Origin of the sequence: Mesorhizobium sp. M0601, from assembly GCF_040320845.1 — a bacterium.
Lineage (GTDB): Bacteria > Pseudomonadota > Alphaproteobacteria > Rhizobiales > Rhizobiaceae > Mesorhizobium.
The window spans coordinates 69,330-90,052 of record NZ_JAMYQK010000011.1 but is presented as its reverse complement, the minus strand read 5'-3'; the positions used below and the strand labels follow the sequence as shown (position 1 = coordinate 90,052).

At 62.7% G+C, this 20,723-nt stretch carries 21 protein-coding genes; 2 read left to right on the top strand and 19 right to left on the bottom strand.

Going from position 1 to position 20,723, the window contains the following annotated elements; translation table 11 throughout:
- Positions 1 to 83 precede the first annotated feature (83 nt).
- From NKI41_RS13220 to glmM, 3 genes are all read right to left on the bottom strand, one after another.
- Positions 84 to 833: an outer membrane protein gene (locus tag NKI41_RS13220; protein WP_352450819.1), complete on the bottom strand. Its 750-nt coding sequence runs from the start codon at positions 831 to 833 to the stop codon at positions 84 to 86.
- 232 nt (positions 834 to 1,065) lie between these two features.
- Positions 1,066 to 1,905, bottom strand: coding sequence for an outer membrane protein (locus NKI41_RS13215; RefSeq protein ID WP_352613400.1), 840 nt, complete (start codon positions 1,903 to 1,905; stop codon positions 1,066 to 1,068).
- 226 nt (positions 1,906 to 2,131) lie between these two features.
- Positions 2,132 to 3,484 (bottom strand): phosphoglucosamine mutase, encoded by a 1,353-nt coding sequence (glmM, locus tag NKI41_RS13210; RefSeq protein WP_352471193.1) that lies wholly within the window; start codon positions 3,482 to 3,484, stop codon positions 2,132 to 2,134.
- Positions 3,485 to 4,358: 874 nt separating this feature from the next.
- On the opposite strand from glmM, the gene NKI41_RS13205 reads away from it, so the two are divergent.
- On the top strand, positions 4,359 to 5,021 hold the full coding sequence (locus tag NKI41_RS13205; RefSeq protein ID WP_502901207.1) for a hypothetical protein: 663 nt from the start codon (positions 4,359 to 4,361) through the stop codon (positions 5,019 to 5,021).
- A gap of 529 nt (positions 5,022 to 5,550) precedes the next feature.
- Here NKI41_RS13205 and ftsH read toward each other — a convergent pair.
- The 16 genes from ftsH to NKI41_RS13125 all read right to left on the bottom strand — a co-directional run bounded on the left by ftsH (position 5,551) and on the right by NKI41_RS13125 (position 20,185).
- Positions 5,551 to 7,476, bottom strand: coding sequence for an ATP-dependent zinc metalloprotease FtsH (gene ftsH / locus NKI41_RS13200; protein WP_023677989.1), 1,926 nt, complete (start codon positions 7,474 to 7,476; stop codon positions 5,551 to 5,553).
- Positions 7,477 to 7,582: 106 nt separating this feature from the next.
- A complete protein-coding gene (gene tilS / locus NKI41_RS13195; RefSeq protein WP_352683364.1) occupies positions 7,583 to 9,016 on the bottom strand; it encodes a tRNA lysidine(34) synthetase TilS in 1,434 nt (477 codons plus the stop codon).
- 54 nt (positions 9,017 to 9,070) lie between these two features.
- Complete coding sequence (gene ybgF, locus NKI41_RS13190; RefSeq protein ID WP_352683361.1) at positions 9,071 to 10,180, bottom strand: tol-pal system protein YbgF; 1,110 nt, start codon at positions 10,178 to 10,180, stop codon at positions 9,071 to 9,073.
- A 175-nt stretch (positions 10,181 to 10,355) separates the two neighbouring features.
- Positions 10,356 to 10,862: a peptidoglycan-associated lipoprotein Pal gene (pal, locus tag NKI41_RS13185; protein ID WP_023677992.1), complete on the bottom strand. Its 507-nt coding sequence runs from the start codon at positions 10,860 to 10,862 to the stop codon at positions 10,356 to 10,358.
- Positions 10,863 to 11,084: 222 nt separating this feature from the next.
- Positions 11,085 to 11,441 carry a four helix bundle protein gene (locus tag NKI41_RS13180; protein ID WP_352683435.1) on the bottom strand — a complete coding sequence of 119 codons (357 nt, stop codon included), beginning with the start codon at positions 11,439 to 11,441 and terminating at the stop codon, positions 11,085 to 11,087.
- An 81-nt stretch (positions 11,442 to 11,522) separates the two neighbouring features.
- Positions 11,523 to 12,794, bottom strand: a complete 1,272-nt coding sequence (tolB, locus tag NKI41_RS13175; RefSeq protein ID WP_245274748.1) for a Tol-Pal system beta propeller repeat protein TolB — start codon at positions 12,792 to 12,794, stop codon at positions 11,523 to 11,525.
- A 78-nt stretch (positions 12,795 to 12,872) separates the two neighbouring features.
- Positions 12,873 to 14,030, bottom strand: a complete 1,158-nt coding sequence (gene tolA, locus NKI41_RS13170) for a cell envelope integrity protein TolA (RefSeq protein ID WP_352613388.1) — start codon at positions 14,028 to 14,030, stop codon at positions 12,873 to 12,875.
- A gap of 7 nt (positions 14,031 to 14,037) precedes the next feature.
- Positions 14,038 to 14,496: a protein TolR gene (gene tolR, locus NKI41_RS13165; protein WP_352522864.1), complete on the bottom strand. Its 459-nt coding sequence runs from the start codon at positions 14,494 to 14,496 to the stop codon at positions 14,038 to 14,040.
- Positions 14,497 to 14,505: 9 nt separating this feature from the next.
- Entirely contained in the window at positions 14,506 to 15,216 is a 711-nt protein-coding gene (gene tolQ, locus NKI41_RS13160) for a protein TolQ (RefSeq protein WP_023677997.1), read from the bottom strand.
- A 295-nt stretch (positions 15,217 to 15,511) separates the two neighbouring features.
- Positions 15,512 to 15,982 (bottom strand): tol-pal system-associated acyl-CoA thioesterase, encoded by a 471-nt coding sequence (gene ybgC / locus NKI41_RS13155; protein WP_352540302.1) that lies wholly within the window; start codon positions 15,980 to 15,982, stop codon positions 15,512 to 15,514.
- 127 nt (positions 15,983 to 16,109) lie between these two features.
- On the bottom strand, positions 16,110 to 17,150 hold the full coding sequence (gene ruvB / locus NKI41_RS13150; RefSeq protein ID WP_352454896.1) for a Holliday junction branch migration DNA helicase RuvB: 1,041 nt from the start codon (positions 17,148 to 17,150) through the stop codon (positions 16,110 to 16,112).
- A 43-nt stretch (positions 17,151 to 17,193) separates the two neighbouring features.
- Positions 17,194 to 17,814 (bottom strand): Holliday junction branch migration protein RuvA, encoded by a 621-nt coding sequence (gene ruvA / locus NKI41_RS13145; RefSeq protein ID WP_352540304.1) that lies wholly within the window; start codon positions 17,812 to 17,814, stop codon positions 17,194 to 17,196.
- Positions 17,815 to 17,827: 13 nt separating this feature from the next.
- Entirely contained in the window at positions 17,828 to 18,250 is a 423-nt protein-coding gene (locus tag NKI41_RS13140) for a type II toxin-antitoxin system VapC family toxin (RefSeq protein WP_352471201.1), read from the bottom strand.
- A complete protein-coding gene (locus NKI41_RS13135; protein ID WP_352471202.1) occupies positions 18,228 to 18,497 on the bottom strand; it encodes an AbrB/MazE/SpoVT family DNA-binding domain-containing protein in 270 nt (89 codons plus the stop codon). Before NKI41_RS13135 ends, NKI41_RS13140 begins: the two co-directional genes overlap by 23 nt.
- A 55-nt stretch (positions 18,498 to 18,552) precedes the next feature.
- Positions 18,553 to 19,065 carry a crossover junction endodeoxyribonuclease RuvC gene (gene ruvC / locus NKI41_RS13130; RefSeq protein WP_352540305.1) on the bottom strand — a complete coding sequence of 171 codons (513 nt, stop codon included), beginning with the start codon at positions 19,063 to 19,065 and terminating at the stop codon, positions 18,553 to 18,555.
- 265 nt (positions 19,066 to 19,330) lie between these two features.
- Positions 19,331 to 20,185, bottom strand: a complete 855-nt coding sequence (locus tag NKI41_RS13125) for an SDR family oxidoreductase (RefSeq protein WP_352540306.1) — start codon at positions 20,183 to 20,185, stop codon at positions 19,331 to 19,333.
- A gap of 192 nt (positions 20,186 to 20,377) precedes the next feature.
- Here NKI41_RS13125 and NKI41_RS13120 point away from each other — a divergent pair, with 192 nt between their 5' ends.
- A complete protein-coding gene (locus NKI41_RS13120) occupies positions 20,378 to 20,695 on the top strand; it encodes a winged helix-turn-helix transcriptional regulator (RefSeq protein WP_245274745.1) in 318 nt (105 codons plus the stop codon).
- The last annotated feature ends 28 nt before the right edge of the window (positions 20,696 to 20,723 follow it).

Genomic DNA, 20,723 nt, shown 5'->3' with positions numbered 1-20,723 from the left:
TCGCTGCCGGGATATTGCCGGCGACGAAACGCAAACGGCGGGCCTGCGACCCGCCATTGTCAACGCCTCGGCTTCGATCGAGCCTACCAGAGATCGTAGCGTAGTCCGACTTTGACTTGATGATTGTTGATTCCTTTGCGGATCGGAAAGGAAGTCAGGCTCTCGGCAGTCACATATTCGGCGTCTGGCGCGGAAAAATACTGATAGCCCAGATCGACTGAGACGTTCTTGGACACTTGGTAGGCAAGGCCGGCATTCAGCGTGTAGGCGAAGGAGTATTGGGTCTTGTTGTCACGCAGGACGAAATCGTCGGTGGGGTCGGCGTTGTCGGTGAAGTAGCTCGCCGAGAGGCGACGCTTGCTCTGCAGGATACCGACACCAGCGCCGAGATAAGGTGTGATTCCGACATAGGTCCCAAGATCGACATAGCCATTGAGTATGCCTGAGAAGGCATAGTTCTTCAGGGTCGCCGATGCCACGGTCGTTCCGTCGTTATAGCCGACGTCGATCTTGTTGCCGGGAAGATAGCCCACATTGAGATCGGCGCGCAGATAGTCGTTGAAATGGTAGCCGAAGCCGATGCTGGCGAAGATGGGATCTTCCTTTTCGTCGAAGCTCGCGGGTGTAAAGGCGAAATGCTCATCCTTGAAGCTTTTCTGCACCAGATAGGAGACATCGCCGCGCAGATACCATCCCGAGCCAACCTCGACCGGTACATAGTCGGGCGCCTGGTCGACATAGACCGGCGGTTCGTAATCGGCGCCAAGCGCCGGCGTCAGCGGCACCAGGACGACTGCTGCAAGCGCCAGTGCTACAGGCGATTTGAATGTCATGGTCCTCGGCTCCCGAACTTGGCGCATTCGCGATCGCGCGCCGTTTCAGACAGCATTGTTAACCATAGTGGTTAAGTGCGGGTTAAGGATAACAAGGCGTTAGCAATTGATTTGATCCGTTTTCGCTCCTCGAGCCGGACGGTGTTACAGGGCAACGCAGCATCTTTAGGCAGCCAAACGAAACCGCCCGGCATCAGCCGGGCGGTCGACGAATTCCTCGATTTCGAAGCGACTACTTCGTGTAGACCGGCTCGGGTTCCGGGACGTAAGGCTCCGGCGGCGCGCAGTCCGACCTGCCGAACTGGTAGCGCAGGCCGCCGCGCACTTCGTGAACGTTGATACCTTTGTCATAGCCGGGGCCGACATTGGGGAGGGAGGCATAGTCGAACATCTTACCGCCGTTGATGTGGCTGAAGCGGTAGCCGACATCTAGTTTGACGCGGTCAGTCAGGCAGTAGGATGCGCCCGCCATGGCAGCATAGGCAAACCGCCAGCCCTTGCCACCGGCATGATCAAATGAACCGTCGCTGTCCACGTTGTGCAGTTCATCCCACTTGACCCAGGCACCGCCGATGCCGGCGCCGACGTAAGGCGTGATCCCATGCCAGGTGCCGATATCGACATAGGCGTTGGCCAAGAGCAGCAGCGCCGAATAGGACGAGGTATCGACGGACGTGCAAGGCGTTTGCTGTGGGCCGCAGAAGCCGTTGGTCGAGCCGCGGAATTTGGACTTGCTCATCCAGTCCAGGGTGAGATCGGTGCGGAAATGCTCGTCGATCTGGTAACCAACACCGCCGCCGGCCGAGAAGGCGCCATCCAGCTTGCCTGTATCGAACTTGCCGGGATTCTGGGGCGCCACACCGTAGGTGATGTAGTCGCCACCACGAAACTTCGACCAGTGATAGTCGATGTCGCCGCGGATATACCAGCCGCCGAATTCGGCCGGCTGCTCATAGGCAACCGGTGGCGGTGCCTCCTCGACGACGGGCGGCTCGACGAAATCGGCGGCGAATGCCGGTCCGACGCCGGCAAACAGCGCGGCCAGAAGAGCCATTCTAGCTGTGTTGAACATGCTTATCACCCCTGAGAACCCTCGAACGGCGAACGCGCCCGAAATGTGATTGACCTCAGTTGTGGATAATGAATCGGAAAGGTTAAAAGGCGTTTAACCGTATTGATTAACCACGAATCTCTAAAAGTCGAGCAATCTGGCGGCCGTTGCTGCAGGCGGAGCTGGCCGCGACCCAATAAAAAAGCCCGCCGGCAAGGCGGGCTTTTGAACCGATGTTGGAGGGAGATCAGGCGGCGCTGCGCGTTTCCGAAATGACCTCGACGATGTCGTTGACCACGGACTCGACAAGCTGCGGGTCGTCGCCCTCCGCCATGACGCGGATGAGCGGCTCCGTGCCGGATGGCCGGATGACCAGGCGCCCGGCCTTGCCGAGGCGATTGCGCGCATCTTCGATCGCCGCCTTGACCGGCGCCTCCTCCAGCGGCTTGCCGCCGGAAATATGCACATTCTTCAAAAGCTGCGGCACCGGCTCGAATTTCTTCGACAGTTCGCTGACCGGTCGGTTATGCCGCTTGATGCAGGCGAGCACTTGGAGCGCCGAGACGAGGCCGTCGCCGGTGGTCGAGAAATCGGACAGCACGATGTGGCCCGACTGTTCGCCGCCGACATTGAGTCCATGGGCACGCATGTGCTCGACGACATAGCGGTCACCGACCTTGGTGCGATGCAACTGCAGGTTCATGTCGCCGAGGAAGCGTTCGAGGCCGAGATTGGACATCACCGTCGAGACGACGCCGCCGCCGGCCAGCCGTCCGCTCTGCTGCCAGGATTCGGCGATCAGCGCCATGATCTGGTCGCCATCGACGATCGCGCCGTTCTCGTCGACAATGACGACACGGTCGGCATCGCCGTCGAGCGCAATGCCGATATCGGCGCGCACCTCGTGCACCTTCTTTTGCAGGCCGGCCGGATGAGTCGAGCCGCATTCCTTGTTGATGTTGAAGCCGTTGGGCTCGACATTGATGGCAACGACCTCGGCGCCGAGTTCCCACAGCGCGTCGGGCGCCACCTTGTAGGCGGCGCCATTGGCGCAATCGACGACGATGCGCAGGCCCGACAGCGACATCGAGCGCGGCAGCGTGCGCTTGGCGAATTCGATATAGCGGTCATGCACGCCGTCGACGCGTTTGGCGCGGCCGAGCCCATCGGAATCGGCGAGCGCCAGTTCGATATCCTTGTCGAGCATCCCCTCGATACGCTCCTCGATCTCATCGGACAGCTTGTAGCCATCGGGGCCGAACAGCTTGATGCCGTTGTCGTAATAGGGGTTGTGCGAGGCAGAGATCATCACGCCGATATCGGCGCGCAGCGAGCGCACCAGCATGGCAACAGCCGGCGTCGGGATCGGGCCGAGCAGGAAGACATCCATGCCGGCGGCGCACAGGCCCGACACCATGGCGTTCTCGATCATGTAGCCGGAAAGCCTGGTATCCTTGCCGAGCACGACGCGGTGGCGGTGGCTGCCGCGCTGGAACGAGAGGCCGGCGGCCATGCCGACCCGCATGGCGACCTCCGCCGTCATTGGAAACTTGTTGGCGCGCCCACGAATGCCGTCCGTACCGAAATAATGTCCTGCCATGTTCGCCAGCTTCCCGATGGTTCTTTCCGAGCATCTCATGCCATAAAATGGCCCAAGCCCCGTCATCACATTGTATGATTATGGACGACCAATCCTTAGAAAATTGTTGTTTTGTGTGTTTTACGTCACGCTAGTGTGTTGATTTTCAAGTTCCGAGCCCTTGTTGCGGCAGCAGCATCAGAAACATCAACTCAAACCTCATCTGGATCCTTTGGGCTGTGGCAGTGTGGCCTTGAACCTGAATCCGCATCGTGCTGCTCCAGACAGCGGTGGGCTCAGGTCCGCCGCAGCCGCCGATTTGACTGGCTGTCATTCGACGCAGTGTCCTCGCTGGGAACCAGCCATAGGCGCGCGCTCCGTGCAATGCACCCGGACGAACTTGGCGGGGAGACGGTCCCGGCAACGAATTCATCACCTTAAAGAAAAGAATGCACTTCTAAATTTGTCTCTACGCTACTTAGCATCTGGCGCAACCAGCCGTTGAGCGCTATTGCTGCACTGGGACATATCATGAACCGCCGCAGGGAGAAAACGCATGCTCATCCACCGACTTGCCACTTTGACGGGTCTTGCCGTCGCGACCTTATTCCTGGCGGCGCCTGCCAGCGCGCTGACCATGGCCGAGTGCAGCACCAAGTATAACACGGCCAAGGACGCGGGAACGCTTGGCGGGCAGAACTGGAACCAGTTCCGCAAGGCCCAATGCGGCACCGATGCTTCCGCCGCTACAACCGAACCTGCGCCAGCCAAAGCCACGGCCAAGGCTGCCGACACGACCAAGGCAGCCGCCGCCGACGATGCGGCGCCGGGCCTGACGGCGAAGGAGTGCAGCACCAAATACCAGGCCGCCAAGGCTGCCGGCACGCTCAACGGCATGAAGTGGAACGATTTCCGCAAGACCCAGTGCGCCGCCGGCGCGACGGCAGCCGCACAACCCGCCGCCAAGACCAAAGCAGCGGCGGCCAGCAGCGATGACGCAGCGCCTGGGCTGACGGCCAAGGAATGCAGCACCAAATACCAGGCCGCCAAGGCTGCCGGCACGCTCAACGGCATGAAGTGGAACGACTTGCGCAAGAGTGAATGCGCCGCCGGCGCAAGTGCAGCCGCACAACCCGCCGCGGCACCTGCCAAGGCGACGACAGCCGCCGCGACCGATACCGGCAAAGGCGTCAGCATGGCGGATTGCAGCGCCAAATATCAGGCTGCCAAGGCCGGCAACACGCTGAACGGCATGAAGTGGAACGACTTCCGCAAGAGCCAATGCGGCGCCGGCGCAGCCGACGACGACACCCTGCCGGCTCCCGATGCCAAATACACCGGCGATCCGCAACCGCCGACCATCACCGCCCCCCAGGGCGTGAAATTCCCGACGGCGATCTCCAAGAAGTATGCAACCGAGACCCCGGCCAAGGGCCGCATGCACACCTGTCTCGACCTCTACTACGCCAACAAGGACGCCAACACGCTGGGCGGCCTCAGGTGGATCCAGAAGGGCGGCGGCTTCTACAGCCTCTGCAACGCCAAGCTGAAGAGCTGACCGGCGCCACCATCCGACGACATGAGCCCGCGAGCCGCAAGGTTCGCGGGCTTTTTGTTGCTGCCGAACAAGTGAGAGGGCCTTCCGAGGTCGAACCAACTGTCAGATCGTGTTTCTTGGCTCTGTCCGGCCGACATCGATCTCGGCACCACCGGAACTCTCATAGCCGGAAGCAGAAAACCCGCCTCGGCGGGCGGGTCATTCAGCGCCAATTGGCACCACACCCAAATTGATAGCATAGCTGCCGGCACAAAGCAAGAACAAAATGTGGCGCCGCCGGCAAAAAATGCGAGCTTCATTCTCCGGCGCGCTTTGTCGATCTTCCCGAAGTCGTCAACGAGGCCGATAGAAGGCTCCATTCCTTCGCGCCTCTCTCTGTCCTGCCGGACATCCCCCCGCGAGGCGGGAGATTGGCCGTCATCGTCACTTTCGCCAATTTCCTGCGATGCAGGAAGGGTCGCATTCCCCAAGAGAAAACGCCGCGGTTAGAGCCGCGGCGTTTCGAAATCGATCTGTGCCGGGCCGGAGCCTAGCTTGACGGCTGAGGTTCCATGCCGCCTTCGGGCTCGGGGCCTTTCTTGCGGCGGCCGGACTTCGGCACGGCCGAGCCGCGGCTCGGCGGCGTGTCGTCGCCAAGGTCGCGCGCGGGCTTATTGCCGGCGATCAGCTGCTTGATCTCCTCGCCGGACAGCGTCTCGTATTCGAGCAGGCCCTGCGCCAGCGCGATCCATTCCTTCTTTTTCTTGGTCAGGATGGACCTTGCCGTCGAATAGGCCTCGTCGATCAGCCGGCGCACTTCGGCGTCGATGATTTGCGCCGTCTCTTCCGAGATGTTCTGCGTGCGCGCCACCGAATGGCCGAGGAACACCTCCTCCTGGTTGTCGCCATAGGCGACATGGCCGAGCTTGTCGGAGAAGCCCCAGCGCGTCACCATGGCACGCGCCAGCTTGGTCGCCTGCTCAATATCGGAGGAGGCGCCGGAGGTGATGTTCTCCTTGCCGAACTTGAACTCCTCGGCGACACGGCCGCCCATCATGATGGCGAGGCGCGAGATCATGTATTTGTAGCTCATCGAATAGCGGTCGCCTTCCGGCAGCTGCATGACCATGCCGAGTGCCCGGCCGCGCGGAATGATGGTCGCCTTGTGCAGCGGATCGGCCGACGGCACGTTGAGCGCCAGGATGGCATGACCAGCCTCGTGATAGGCGGTCAGCTCCTTCTCGGCCTGTGTCATCGCCGACGAGCGGCGCTCGGCGCCCATCATGATCTTGTCCTTGGCGTCCTCGAATTCGGCCATGGTGACGAGGCGCTTGTTGCGCCGCGCCGCCATCAGGGCGGATTCGTTGACCAGGTTCATCAGATCGGCGCCGGAAAAGCCCGGCGTGCCGCGCGCGATCACCTTGAGGTCGACATTGGGCGCCAGCGGCACGTTGCGCACATGCACCTTCAGGATCTTCTCGCGGCCGACGATGTCGGGGTTCGGCACCACCACCTGGCGGTCGAAGCGGCCCGGCCTCAGCAGCGCCGGATCGAGCACGTCTGGCCGGTTGGTGGCGGCGATCAGGATGATGCTTTCGTTGGATTCGAAGCCATCCATCTCGACCAGCAACTGGTTCAGCGTCTGCTCGCGTTCATCATTGCCGCCGCCGAGGCCGGCGCCGCGATGGCGGCCGACCGCGTCGATTTCGTCGATGAAGATGATGCAAGGCGCGTTCTTCTTGGCCTGGTCGAACATGTCGCGAACGCGGCTTGCGCCGACGCCGACGAACATCTCGACGAAGTCCGAGCCCGAAATGGTGAAGAACGGCACGTTGGCTTCACCCGCGACCGAGCGGGCGAGCAGCGTCTTGCCGGTTCCAGGAGGACCGACGAGCAGCACACCGCGCGGGATCTTGCCGCCCAGCCGCTGGAATTTCTGCGGGTCGCGCAGGAACTCGACGATCTCTTCCAGATCTTCCTTGGCTTCGTCGACGCCGGCGACGTCCTGGAAGGTGACGCGGCCATGTGCTTCGGTCAAAAGCTTGGCCTTCGACTTGCCGAAGCCCATGGCGCGGCCGGAACCGGACTGCATCTGGCGCATGAAGAATATCCAGACGCCGAGGATGAGGATCATCGGCAGCCAGGAGATCAGGGTGCCGAACAGCGAATTGGAGCCGTCGGATTCAGGACGCGCATTGATGGTGACGTTCTTGTCCTGCAGCCGCGAAACCAGTGACGGGTCCCCAGGCGAATAGGTCTGGAAGCCGTTGGAACTGTCCGTGTAATTGCCGGAGATACGGGCGCCGGCGATGGTCACCGACTTGATCCGTCCCGCCGCGACTTCCTGCAGGAACTGCGAATAGGGAACATCGCTCGAGGCTCCACGCGTCTGCGGCGTCTGGAAAAGATTGAAGAGAGCGATGAGCAGGACCGCTATGATCGCCCAGAGCGCGAGGTTGCGATAATTCGGATTCATCAATTGTCCCGTTGGCGCCCGCTGGGCGGACACGCGTCGTGAGAGGAAACTTGGCCCTAACATAGGGAGAGCGTCTCCCATTGCCAAGCATAACAGCAGGTCTCGGTTAAGCTTTCGCCCGTGGTAGGCCGGCATTGTGGCCGCCGAACGGCACGGCTGGAACGGGCGCCGCGCCAAGCAACGCGGCGACGGCATCGGCCGGCGCCAGATCGAAGGACGGCAGGAAACGGGCGAAGGGCGCGACTGCCGGATATGCGGCGACAGCCGCCTGCATCGGGCCTTCCCCGGGCAAACCCCGGCCTTCCCCGAGCAAACCGAGGCATTCGCCGTCCCGCCAGAGCGCCGGCTCGGCGGCCAAGGCGGCACGCACAAGGCTTGCCGGCGTGCCATGCCCTTCAATTGCCCGCTTTGCGGCAAGAGCCGCCCCGAGCGGTGCTACCAACAGCGGCGCGATCAACAATGCACCTGGGCTGTCGCCCAATGTGATCCGTCTGCGGCCGTCCCACAGGGCATTGCCGGAAACCGCAACAGCGGGCGGCAGATCGCGCAATTCGCGGTGCAGAAAGATGCCGGTACGCCGGGCATCGACCACGGTCCGCGACAATGTGGCACAAAGCGGCCCGGTGCGGAACCGGCCGAAAAGGGCTTCGCTGCGGGCCTGGTCGGGAAGGAAGGCGGTGCCGCCGGTCGCCGCCAGCAGGATGCGCAGCGCATAAATGGCCGACCGGCTGTCGGCGGCCGTCGCAAAATCCCGATCGAGCCGGACGAGGCCGGCGGCCGGCCTGGAGGCCAAGCTGCGGATCAGCATGGCCGCGCGATGTCCCAGCTGCTCACGCTCGACCGCCGCCTTTCTGGCCAGCGCCATAGCTTCAGCCATGCGAGGCGCATCGTCGCCTTCAACAAGTGCTGCGCGGACGCGCGGCCGCTCGAAAGCGGTGTCGGCATTGGTCGGATCTTCGATCCAGACAACCTGTTCACGCCGCAGGAATTCGCGCAGCTCAGCACGCCTTACGCCGAGCAGCGGCCGCACGATCCAGTGCCGCCACTCGTAGAGGGTTGCCGGCGCCATGCCGGCAAGGCCCCGCCCTTCCTCGCGCGGCCTCTCCTCACCTGGCCCGTCGTCACGTGCTTGCCTCATCAGCACGGTCTCGGCCTGGTCGTCGGCGGTGTGGCCGGTCAGGATCAGGCCGATGCCTGCCGCTTCGGCGGCCTCGGCGAGCAGCCGGTAGCGCGCCTCGCGCGCGGCGGCGGGCAGGCCGGTCGATGGTTTGTGCCCCGACCAGGCGAGGATGCGATGGGCAATGCCGCGCGCCGCGCACAGCCTGGCCACGGCTTGCGCTTCCGCTGCCGCTTGCGGCCGCAATTGATGATCGATCGTTACCGCCAGCAATTTCGTTGCCGGGGCGTTACGATCGAGATGGGCTTTGAGGAGGAGGAGAAGGGCGGTCGAGTCGCTGCCGCCGGACACGGCCGCAACAGCGCCGTTGGAAAAGTCGATCCGCGAAAAATCCGAAAGGTCAGGCTCGCTGTCGAGCGTCATGCATGTCGCCCAAGCGTGGGCCCGGTTTTGCGGCAACGACACGCAACGGAAAAACTAGCACGCCGCGAGTGCCCTTTCCTGCTTGACCCGCTCCTTGAGCGCGCCGGAAATATCGGGGTAGCGCTTGCCGATCTCGCTGAAAGTGGCACAGGCCACGTCGCGCTGCTTCAGCCCGACCAGTGAAACGCCGAGCTTCAGCAGCATGTCTGGCGCCTTCTTGGCCTTGGGATAGTCCTTGCTGGCAGCGAGGAAAGTCTCGGCCGCATCGCGGTATTTCTGCTGGCCGAGCAGCGATTCACCAAGCCAGTAATGCGCGTCCGCTGCTTTGGCGTCCTTGGGAAAACGGGCGATATGGTCGCGGAAGCCCTGTTCGGCGGTGCTGTAGTCGCCCGACAGGATGAACTGGTAAGAATTGCGGTAAAGCTCTTCCGGATCGTTGGTCGACGGGAGTGCCGCGACCACCGTATCATCGGATTTACCGGCCTTGTTGCCGGCTGCGCTGGCGCCGTTGGCTGGGGCCGTATTCTGCCGCGGCGCATTCGCTTGCGCATTGCCATCGGCTTCGACGACATTGCCGTTTTTGTCGACGGTGATGGTGCCGAACGTCTTGGGCGGCGCGCCGGGGATCAGCTTGCCGGGATCGCCGTTGGGCGATTCGACGATGACGTCCTCGACGCTCTTATCGCCTGCTGGCGGCGCGTCCGCAGCGGCTGGAGCCGGCGTTGCCGGCGCCTCCGCCACGTTACCGTCGCCATTGGGGCTGTCGCTGCTGGGCGCGGCCTCGGACTTCTTCTGCTCCGCCGGCTGCTGCGCGCCTTGCGGACCGCCTTCCAGCTGCTGGAAGCGGAATTCGTTGTCTTCCTGCTGCTTGCGGATCTGCTCCTGCATCTGCAGGACCTGGAAATTGAGTTCCTCGATCTTGCCATTCATCTGCCGGAGCTGTTCCTCCAGCGCCGGAGTGCCGGTACCATCCTGTTGCGCGAATTGAACCTGATCCGGCTTTTTCTTTTCGCCGAAAATGCCGGGCAGTTTGATCGTCGGCAGGTGGAAGGAAAAACCGCTTTCCGGTGACTGCCCGGTGCCGTTTGCCCCGTCAGCAAGTGCCGCGATACTTGATACGAGCAGCAGCGCAAGCGTGCCGCTCAAGACCGATCTGAAATGCATGTGCCTCTCGCCGTGAAACCGTTAGCCTGTTGCGCGCCCTTTCCAACCGAAGTGGCCAGGCGCCCTCGGCTCTTAACAGGACGTGAGACTTCGGCCAAATTTTGTTTGGAGCGGGCAGATATGAAAAAGGCGGCCTTTTGGCCGCCTTTCGCACCAGGTGTTGCATTTATGCCGATCAAGAACCGGCGCCGCCCAGTGTGGTTACGGCGCGGCGGTTCTGCGACCAGCAGGAGATGTCGTCGCAAACCGCGACCGGACGCTCCTTGCCGTAGGAAATGGTCTTCAGGCGCTGCGCCGAAACGCCCTTGGCGACCAGGAAGTCGCGTGTGGCGGCAGCACGGCGGGCGCCGAGCGCCAGATTATATTCGCGCGTGCCGCGCTCGTCGGCATGGCCTTCGATGACGATGGCATACTGCTTGTACTGGTTCAGCCACTGCGCCTGGCGCGACAGCGTCGTCTGCGCATCGGCGCGGATCGAGGACGAATCGGTGTCGAAGAAGATGCGGTCGCCGATATTGACGGTAAAGTCCTGGGCCGACCCGGGCGTTGCCGCGCCAGCGCCGTTGAGGCCGAGATCGGCGGCGCTGTTCGGCGTCTTCTTCGAGGCGCAACCGGTGATCGCGAGCATAGCGACCAGAGCGATCATGACCGGGTTTGTGGTAAGTGCTGCGATACGGCCCATGCCGCCTCTCCTTCGCAATTCGAGTGATTTCATTGATCGTCCAGTAACCACGTTTGGGTTAACCGACGCTCAAGAAACACGGTTAAAATTTGGTTTCGGCTGCCGTCCGCAACCGTTCTGCCGAGGGGCGACAATGAGCGCGGACCGTAGGCGGAAATGCGGCCAAAACATGAAAAAGAGGGAATTGAGGAAACTGAAGAACTGAGGAATTGAGGAAAGAGATCACCTCAGCTTCTCTATGAGATTGACCAGCATTCCGTAGATGCGGGCATAGGATTGCAACCAATCGTCGCGTTGCGCCTGTGTGATGTACTCGAGGTCGAACGCATACGAACTCCAGGTCTCCACCTCACTGCATGATCCTATGGCCATTGAAATGAAGCGTGCGAATTCGGGCTTGGAGTGAGCCTGTTTGGCAAAGCCTTCGGCCAAAGTGGCGCAGATCGCCTTGCTGGAACGACGTAGTTGATCGGCGAGCGCGTATTGCTCCATTTTCGGAAAAGCAAGCGTGGCTCTGTGTACCCCAAGGGAAACCGCATAGGCACGCTTATAGACTTCTAAATCCCTCGCGTGCTCGATGTAGACCCCCCTGCCTTCTCCATTCTTCAGTTCTTCAACTCTTCAATTCCTCAGTTCTTCAATTCCTCAATTCTTCTTCCATCACTCCAGCAGCGGCGACCAGGCCGGATCCGAGGCGAAGTTCGCCGTCGGGATCGACTGTTCGTTGCGGCCGGTGAGATCGACCGAAACAAGTTTTGGTCCACCATTGGAATCGCGGAAGAACATCAGCACCCGGCCGTTGGGCGCCCAGGTCGGCCCCTCCTGCTGAAAGCCGGTGGACAGGATGCGCTCACCCGAACCGTCGGTGCGCATGACGCCGATCTGGAATTCGCCGCCGGTCTGCTTGGTAAAGGCGATGAGATCGCCGCGCGGCGACCACACCGGCGTCGAATAGACGCCGTCGCCGAACGAGATGCGGGTCTGGCCCGAGCCGTCGGCGCCCATCACGTAGATCTGCGCGCGGCCGCCGCGATCCGAGGTGAACACCACCTTGCTGCCGTCAGGCGAGTAGGATGGTGAGGTGTCGATGGCGGTCGAGTTGGTGAGCCTGGTTGTCGAGCGGCTTCTCAGATCCATGGCGAAGATGTTGGAATTGCCGTCATCGCGCAGCAGGCTCATGATCACCTTCTGGCCGTCCGGCGAAAAGCGCGGCGCAAACGTCATGCCGGGGAAATTGCCGACCAGCTCGCGCTGCCCCGTCTCGATCTGCAGCAGGTACACCCGCGGCTGACCGCTTTCATAGGACATGTAGGTGATTTCCTGCCGGTTCGGCGAGAAGCGCGGCGTCAGCACGATCGATTTGCCGTTCGAGAGATAGCGGACGTTGGCGCCATCCTGGTCCATGATGGCTAGCCGCTTCTTGCGCGCATTCTTGGCGCCGGACTCGTCGATGAAGACGACGCGCGTGTCGAAATAGCCCTTCTCGCCGGTTAGCCGCTCGTAGATCGCATCGGCGATGATATGGGCGACGCGCCTGGTATTGGCGTCGTTGGCGAAGAACTGCTCGCCCGACATCTGCTGGCCGGCAAACGTGTCCCACAACCGATACTGGGCGCGAATGCGGCCGTCAGCCTCCTTGCCGACACTGCCGGTGACCAGCGCCTGCGCATTGATCACCTTCCAGTCTTCGAAGCGCGGCGTTGCATCCGGGTTCGAGATCTTTTCGATGAAAGCGCTTTTGTCGATCGGCGCGAACAGGCCGGAGCGTTTCAGGTCGGCACTGACGATGCCAGAAATCTCGGCGCCGAGCGCATCGCCGCCCTGGAAGTCCGTGATGGCGATCGGCAACGGCTCGACATTGCCCTTATTGACGTTGAGCTCAACGAGCGCCCGCGCCGGCAGGGTGACAGCAACGGTCATACCCAGCGCCATCGCTGCGATCGTCAGGAGCGGCTTGAGGATGGATTTCATGTCTTCTCGCTTCTTTCGCTGATTCTGTGAGCGCCAGGCCTAAAGACCGAGCATCTCCCTGGGGTCAAAAGTGACCCGAACGTCGGACCAGATGTCTTGCTTGCCCGCCGGAACCTGCAAGCCGGCCACATCGCATTTCTGAACCGCGCGCACTGCACTTTCGTCAAACGGGCGGTTTCCGCTCGACTTTTCAACGCTCGGCCGGCCATCCAGCTTGCCGGAGGCGTCCAGATTAAACCGGACCACGACGACGAAATTCTCCGAACCCTCGAGCCCTGCCGGAAGCGTCCAGCAACCACCAAGCTGGGCCTCCAATGCCCCCTGCTCCGATTTCGAAAGCTTCTGGCCCTGATCCTTCTCGCCGCCGAGCGATGCCTGCTGGGTCGAGCGCTTGGCGCCGCCGCCGGACGGCTTCCGCTTGTCGAGCAGAGCCGAAATCTCGTCGGCGTTGAATTGCTTGTCGTCCGATTTCGGCCTGGATGAGGCTTCCTTGACCGGCTTGTCGGCGTCCTTGCGCTCCGGTGCCTTCGCGCTCTCGGCCTGGGCCGGCTGCGGCTTTGGCCGAGCCTCGGGTGCCGGCGCCGAGTCGGGAAGCTGCGCCTCCTCGGTTGGCGGTTGCTTGGCAATCGCCTCGGCGACGGCATCCGGCTTGACCTCGGGCTGCGGATCGATCGCGGCAGTCTTGTCCTGCGGCGGCGTGGGCGTCGGCTCCTTGGCCGGCGTCGGCTTGGGCTCGGTCTGCTTGACAGGTTCGGGCTTGACCTCTTCCTTCGGCTGCGGCACCGGCGCCACCTCCGTAGCAGGAATAGGCTTCGGCTCTTCCTTCGGCTTCGGCACGTCCTCGGGCTTGGGCTTTTCGACCGGCGTCGGCGCGGGTGGCGGAGCCGCCGTCATGTCGACTGGCTGGGGCTTGGACTCCGGTGTCGGCGGCTTGTCGGTGTCGACGCTGTTATCGCCGACTTTCTGGGCATCGGGAACGATGTCGGGACGCTGCGTCGGTACCGGCGCCGGCTTGTCGTGCATTACAGCCTTCTTGTCGCCTTGCAGGACCTGTGCCGTCGCTTCCATCGGCACGATCTCGACCGACACCGATTCCGCATCGGACGCAGGCATCGCAGGCGGCGAGGACAACGTGAACAGCCCGAAGGCGATCGCCACCGTATGCAAGATCACCGATGTGGTGAGGCCGGTCCTCATCTTGCGTCTACTGATCCTGTTCCTGCAGTGAAACCAGGCCGATATTCTTGTAGCCAGCAGCCGAGATGCGGGCCATCACCTTCATGGCAGTGCCATAGTCGGTGGACTTGTCACCCCTGATGAAAATGCGCTCGTCATAGCCGGTCTTCGAGATCGCCTGCAGCTTTGCCACCAGCTCCTCGATCGGGATCTCGGTTTCCTGGAGGTAGATCTGACCGGCCGAGTTGATGGACACGGTTATAGGCTGCGTATCGGCGTTCATCGCTTTGGCCTGGGTATCCGGCAGGTCGATCGGCACACCGACCGTCAGCAACGGCGCCGCGACCATGAAGATGATCAGCAGCACCAGCATCACGTCGACCATCGGCGTGACGTTGATCTCCGATATCAAGGCGTGATGGCGGCCGCGCCGCCTGTGGCCGCGCCCGCCGCGTCCTCCGCCACCTGCGCTTACGGACATTCCCATGATCGTTCCTCAGGCCTTCTGCGCGACTTTTTCATCGATTTGGCGCGAGAGTATGGCGGAGAACTCATCCGCGAACCCTTCCATGCGCACCGCGATCTTGCTCGCGTCGGACGACAGCTTGTTGTAGGCGATGACGGCGGGGATGGCGGCGAGCAGGCCGATGGCCGTCGCCAGCAGCGCTTCGGCGATGCCGGGCGCGACCACCGACAGGCTGGTGTTCTTCGAAGCGGCGATCGCCTGGAACGAGGTCATGATGCCGATCACGGTGCCGAACAGGCCGATGAAGGGCGCCGCCGAGCCGGTGGTGGCGAGGAAGCCGAGCCGCCCTTCCAGCTTTTCCATCTCGCGGGTCAGCGCCAGATCCATAGCCTTGTCGATGCGGGTCTGCAGGCCGAGCGGCGATTTTGCGCCCTTCTCGAAGCTCTTCTTCCATTCGCGCATGGCGGCGACGAAGATCGCGCTCATGCCGGTCGTCTTGCGGTCGGCGAGCGTGCGGTAAAGCTCTTCCAGCGACTGCCCCGACCAGAACACCTGTTCGAAGCGGTTGAGCGCCAGCCGCATGCGGGCATAGGCGACGAGCTTGTCGACGATGATCGCCCAGGTCCAGATCGAGGCACCAAGCAGCCCGATCATGACCAGCTTGACCACCCAACCGGCCTGCATGAACAAGGCCCAAATCGATAAATGCGCGCCCGGTTCGGCGAGAGCGATGTTTTCCATGTTACGTCCTTAAAGATTTTCGGGGCGTGGCTGGCGGCTGGCCCATGGGCATCCCTTGTGGTCCGTTCGCGTTAAGCTTGCGGAATAACCCCAAATGCACCGTTGGCGGCCTTTTCGGGGCAAATATTGGTGAAAGGAAGGCGCTTGGATTCTTCCAATCTTAACCAATCCCTTCATGGACCGTTATGGTTAAGGATGGGTTAGGACGTACAGCGCGGCGCATTGCCGCGCCCCGACGACCAGCCCGGCGATCCTCGCCTCGACCGGGAGCTCCGGATCTTCCGCCTCTGAACTCTTATTTGCGCGTTCCGGGCATGAAGGCTGCCACCCAATCCTTGGGAAAGCGCCGCGGCCGTCCATTCTCGCCGACGATCGCCGCTTCGACCCGCGCCTCGACCAGCACTTCGCTGCCGCGCTTCAATTGCTGCGCCATGACGATGCGCGCGCCGGAAATCTCGTCGGTGCGCGTATCGATGGTCAGGATGTCATCCATGCGGGCCGAACCGCGGAAGTCGATCTCCATGCGCCGCACCACCCAGACTATTTTCTCGCCATGCTTGCCGTCGGCAAGCTCGGTGTGGTGGACGCCAGCCAGCCGCAGATAGTCGGACCGGCCGCGCTCGAAGAATTCGAGATAGCGCGCGTGGTAGACGACGCCGGAAAAATCGGTGTCGGCATAATAGACCCGCGCCATCAGTCGATGGCCGAATTCCGTCAGCGCGCCGGAAAGTCCGGCGGACAATGCCGATTCACCGTGATCGTCCATTGCGCTGTCCTTTTGGCCCGACAGGCCCTGTTTCAAGCAACACCTGTTTTGCGCATAGACCGGCGATGATCAAGACCTGGAGGGCTGGGCCGGGGACTGCCAGCACCGAAGCCATAAGCAGCGGAACCTAGGGTTCTTCCTGGAACAGGCTGATCTGCTGCTGCGCCAGGTCCTTTGGCGCGTCGAGGCCGAGGTGCCGCCAGGCATTGGCCGCCAGCACGCGGCCGCGCGGGGTACGCATGATGAAGCCTTGCTGGATCAGAAAGGGTTCGATGATGTCCTCGATGGCATCGCGTGGCTCGGAAAGCCCGGCCGCGATGGTCTCGATGCCGACCGGCCCGCCGCCGAAATTCCGGGCGATCATCGACAGATAACGGCGGTCGAGCGCGTCGAGGCCGAGCCCGTCGACCTCCAGCCGCGTCAGCGCCTCGTCGGCGATCTTGCGGTCGACATGGCCGTCGCCGGCAACGCTGGCGAAGTCGCGCACCCGGCGCAACAGCCGGCCGGCGATGCGCGGCGTGCCGCGCGCCCTCCGGGCGATCTCCAAAGCACCGTCGTCGCCGAGCGGCATGGCAAGGATGCGGGCGCCGCGCCGCACGATCTGCTCGAGTTCCTCGACCGAGTAGAAATTGAGCCGCACCGGAATGCCGAACCGGTCGCGCAGCGGGTTGGTCAACAGGCCGAGCCGGGTGGTGGCGGCGACAAGCGTGAAGCGGGCAAGGTCGATCTTGACCGAGCGCGCCGCCGGCCCCTCGCCGATGATCAGGTCGAGCTGGAAATCCTCCATCGCCGGATAGAGGATTTCCTCGACCGCCGGGTTGAGCCGGTGGATCTCGTCGATGAACAGCACGTCGCGGTCTTCGAGGTTGGTGAGCAGCGCCGCGAGATCGCCGGCCTTGGCGATGACCGGACCCGAGGTCGAGCGGAAATTGACGCCAAGCTCGCGCGCCATGATCTGCGCCAGCGTCGTCTTGCCGAGGCCGGGCGGGCCGACGAACAGCACATGGTCGAGCGCTTCGCTGCGCCCCTTGGCGGCCTCGATGAACACTTTGAGATTGGCCCGCACCGCCGCCTGGCCGACGAAGTCGCCAAGCGTCTGCGGCCGCAAGGTCTGCTCGGCGTCCTCGCCGCGTCTGTCGGGAGCAATGAGGCGTGGCGAAAGGCTCATGCCGCCTTCCTTGCATATGGCAAGGGACCGGACAAGCAACGTCTCACCGTGCCAGCTCCTTCAGCCCGAAGCGGATCAGCTTCGAGGCGTCCGCCTCCTCGCCTGCCGTCTTCAGCGCTGCCGCCACCGCATTGGCCGCGGTGTCGCGCGAATAGCCGAGATTGACCAGCGCCGAGACGGCGTCGGTGATCGGCGCCGAGGCGACGCCCTCGCCGAGCTCCTGCTTCAGGCCGATGGTGCCGGAGGCAGTGCCCGCATAGGCCGGCGCCTTGTTCCTCAATTCGGTGACGATGCGCTCGGCGACCTTCTTGCCGACGCCGGGAGCACGGCTGACCATGGCGATATCGCGCAGCGCAATCGCATTGGCGAGGTCGGCCGGCGCCAGCGTCGACAGGATGGCCAGCGCCACCTTGGCGCCGACGCCTTGCACATTGTTCATCAACAGCCGGAACCATTCGCGCTCCAGCACCGACTGGAACCCATAGAGCCGCAGCATGTCCTCGCGCACATAGGTCTCGATGAACAGCACCACCGCCTCGCCGGGCGGCGGCAATGCCGCCAGCGTGCGCGCCGAGCAATAGGCAACGTAGCCGACGCCATGTACGTCGACGATGCAGAAATCCTCGTCGATCTCGTCCAGCGTGCCTTTTAGCTTGCCGATCATTTGAGCGTGCCGATCATGCCGGGTGGGTTTCCGGAGAGATGATATCGAGGTCCGGGAAGTAGCTGCGATAGCGCGCGGCATCGCGCGTCAGCAGCCGATGCCCGGCGACAACCGCATGGGCGCCGATAAAGAAATCCGGCAGCGTTCGTTCGCCAATGCCGCCGGCGCGGCGATAGCGGGAATGCGTGACACCAGCGAGGAAGGCTGCCTCCCACGGCAGGAATTCGCGATCCATCTTGAGCATGTCGACTGCTTGGCGAAGGGCCTGTTCGGTCGCAATCAACGGCGCGAGCTCGGACCAGACGATTGCATTGATTACGAGTGCGCCGTCGCGCCGGCATGCGGTAATCGCGGATGCCGACCATTTCGTCTCCCGTCCGGCAGGACCCCAAACGTCGATCAGGACATTTGTGTCAATCAATGTCGAGATCTTCACGTGGGCCCCTCAGCCATTCCATATATTCGTTCGCCGTCATGCCTCCCAGATCCAGCGTACCGGCCATACGGCCGAGCATCTGGCTGAATCTGCGCGAGGCTTCCTCCTCCGACATGTTTTCGTCGACCGCAATAACACGAGCCCCGTCCTCGGTGGGGACGAACTCCACCTCCGAGCCCGGGCCGATACCCAGATGATCCCGTATTTCCTTCGGGATGGTCACTTGGCCCTTGGTGGTAACGCGCATGGTAATACCTCGTTGGTATTACTTATTGCCCATGGAGAACAAGTCAAGAACATACTTATCCGGCCAGCGCCGCCATCCTGTAGGCGATGCTCTGCCGGTGATGCGCGTGACAGATGGCGATGGCCAGCGCGTCGGCGGCGTCATCGCTGTCGAAAGTCGCCTTCGGCATCAGCACCTTGACCATCATGTGGATCTGCTTCTTGTCGCCATGGCCGACGCCGATCACCGCCTTTTTGACGGCGTTTGGCGCATATTCGGCTACGACAAGGCCGGCACGCGCCGGCACCAGCATGGCGATGCCGCGTGCCTGGCCGAGTTTCAGCGTCGCTGCGGCGTCCTTGTTGACGAAAGTTTGCTCGACCGCCGCCTCCTGCGGCATCGCGGCATGCAGGACCTCGGCGAGCCCGTCATACAACTGGCAAAGACGCACCGCCAGGGCGGCCTTGTCGTCGGACCGCACCGTGCCGCAAGCGACGAAGCGCAGCGAATTGCCGAGGCTCTCGACGATGCCCCAGCCGGTGCGCCTCAGCCCCGGATCGATGCCGATGATGCGAATCGCTTCCCCCATCCGTCAAGTCTACCTTCGGGGGACAGCGATGCCAGCGAAATGTGAAACAAACCAGAAACAGCAACCGAGTCTGGTCTAGAGAATCTTTGAGAATTCGCTCTGGCGAGACAGATAGCGTGGTTTTCGAGAACCGGAGCGGAGCGTACATAAGTACGCGAGCACCGGAAGCGCAGAAGGCTGCGCTAGTCTAGTCGTTTGAATAACTGTTGGCGCGAGCGACAGACGGTCCTCTGATCCTTTGGCGGATGTGACAGCCATCTCGGTTTCAACCGCGCAATGCTGCCGCAACGACGCTCTCCAGTGGCGTTGTCGGTCGACCGATCAGCCGGCTCATGGCGCCGCCGTCATCGAACAACGCTCCGCGTGAGGCTGCAATGTCGGCATCGGCCAGGATAGCGGCGAGATCGGCGGGCAGCCCGGCGCCTGTCAACACGCCCTCATAGGCCGCCCCGGCAAGATCGTTGTAGGCGATCGCCTTGCCCGATTGCCGCGAGACCTTCGCCGCAAGCTCGGCGAGCGTGAAGGCTTGGTCCGCGGCGAGCTCGTAAGTCCTCCCTGCTTGATCCTCGCTCGTCAGCACCACGGCCGCGGCCTCGGCATAATCCTGCCGCGCCGCGGACGAGAAGCGCCCCTCATTTGCGGCGCCGATGAAGGCGCCGTGCTCCAGAGCCGCCGGGAGCGCCATCAGATGGTTCTCGGTGTACCAGCCGTTGCGCAGGATGACGGCGCGTAGGCCGGAGGCCGCGATGACCTCCTCCGTCTGCCGATGTTCGACCGCGAGCCTCGCGGGAGACGTGTCCGCATGCAGCATGCTTGTGTAAGCGATCAGCGAAACCCCCACCCGTTGGGCGGCCTTGATCACTGACCGATGCTGCGGCAAGCGGCCGCTGACTTCGGTCGAGGAAATCAGCAGCAGTCTATCGACGCCGGCCAGCGCCATCGGGAGCGTGTCGGGACGATCATAGTCCGCCTCCCGCACGACTACGCCGCGTTGGACAAGATCGCTGGCCTTTGCCGGATCACGAACCGCCGCAACGATCCGGCTGGCCGGAACTGTCTTCAGCAGTGCGTCGATCACGAGACGGCCAAGCTGTCCTGTTGCTCCAGTTATTGCGTACATCGTTCTGTCCATTTCGTGGTTGGATGGATTGAGAGCCTCAGATAGCGGCTCTCGTTACCCGCGGAAACCACGTATCTTGTAGTTACCATCATTTTCCGGTAACCAACTGGAAACTCTCATGGAAGATGCGCGATGGTCCTCAGGATGCGAACGAAGGTGAAGGCGCTTCCCGGCTGCCCCATGTCGAGGTGCATGGCGCTGCTTGGCGGGTGCTGGACACCCGAGGTGCTCTGGTCCTTGAGCGACGGCCCGCGCCGGTTCTCCGAATTGCGCCGCGATATCCCAGCCATTTCGGCGAAGGTGCTGACCGGCAGGTTGCGCGATCTCGAGGAGCGTGGCGTCCTCGCACGCCACGTGATGCCGACATCGCCGCCGACCGTGGAGTATGAGCTGACGTCATTGGGGCAGGAGCTGCTCCCAGCGATCAGGTCTATCGTGGAGGTCGGATCGCGCCTGCTGCTGCGTGATTCTCCCCGCCTGATGATCGCGAGCCCATCCCTTCGCGGTTAGTCTAGATGGCCGCCGGAGTAGAATTATG